1 protein-coding gene is annotated in these 1288 nt (G+C 64.0%); it reads right to left on the bottom strand.

The genetic code is table 11. The features are described from left to right. Positions 1 to 240: 240 nt before the first annotated feature. Entirely contained in the window at positions 241 to 1038 is a 798-nt protein-coding gene (locus tag EB084_25805) for a Crp/Fnr family transcriptional regulator (protein NDD31679.1), read from the bottom strand. Positions 1039 to 1288: the final 250 nt, after the last annotated feature.

Genomic DNA, 1288 nt, shown 5'->3' with positions numbered 1-1288 from the left:
CCGCAAGTCATTGCAATGCCGCGTCACGGGGGTCCAAGCGGTCCTCCTCACGAGCCAAGTCTGGTACGGGCAAGCGCAGCCCGCCGCACGGCACGAATCCGCCCAGAGAGACAGTGGATCTCGGTTCACTCGGGACGTCAGCTCCCGTGCCCTGAAGCAGAGCCTTCAGGGCTCTTTCGTTTTTCCGGGGTTTCTATCGCCCGATGCGCGTCCCGCAGACAGACATCTCCTGCTCGCGACTCAGAGCAGATGCGGGAGCCGCTCGAGAACGTCTTCGCGAAACGAGCGGTAGGCCTCGTCTTTCAGGGCGTCAACGCTGCGGATGATCATCTCGCCGGTCATGTACGAGGGCCGCTTGAGCGAGACGACGCCGTCGTCGACCAGCTCCTTGAGCCCCTTCGACACGCCAGGCCGCGACGTGTTGGTGAGCCGGCAGAGCTCCTTCTGCGACATATGCACGATCACATCGCACTCGCCGGCAACGTCGCGATCATCGAGAGCCAGGCGCGACACGAGGGCCGCCGCTACCTTCGACTTGTTGGTGCCGCTGGTGGCTAGCGAGGTCCAGTAGTAGCGGCTGATGCGGGCGTACAGCGCCTGCTGGATGTTGCGCGGAACCTCGGGGGTGCGCTGCAGGACGCGGCGCATGAGCGCGATGGGGAGATGCACCAGCTGGGCGTCGGTGTACGCCGAGTAGGTGGCCATCCAGTAGCCCATGCCCGTCAGCAGCTCGTGCTCGCCCAGCAGGTATGGGGTTTCGAGGGTCGACACCGGAATCTGCCACGCCACCACAACCCCGTGCTGGATGAAGAGGAGGCTCTCGATGTGATCGCCCGAGTTTGTGACGACGGCGCCTGCCTGGAGGCGCTGACCGACGAGCGGCCTGCGGCACTCAGCCACGAACTCGCCGAAGATGCGCTCAATCTCAAGCGGGTCGACGCCTTGCAGCGACTTGCATCGGCACAGGGAGCGCACGACGGAGTGGAAGTCGACGTCGACGGTCGCGCCCTGGCCGCCACGGGAAGGGAGGGACGGCATGGGGGTGGGGTTCCCTGCCCGCCGATGAAATCCTACGAAACTCTAACACAAAAACTTTTGCATTCCAGCAAAATACATTGACTTGTGCGCCGGGTTCGTGTACAATCGACGAGAACCTGACAGCACAGCCCCATCAGCCGCGCCCGTTCGTGACAAGAACGCGCACCCGCGAGCAGCAGACCTCACCTGACGACCGAAGACACGCCACCTCTACATCGCGATACCACGAGCAGCAACGCCGCCGACACCC

Source organism: Pseudomonadota bacterium (assembly GCA_010028905.1).
Lineage (GTDB): Bacteria > Vulcanimicrobiota > Xenobia > RGZZ01 > RGZZ01 > RGZZ01.
The sequence above is the reverse complement of the archived record's forward strand: the minus strand, read 5'-3'. Positions and strand labels throughout refer to the sequence as shown.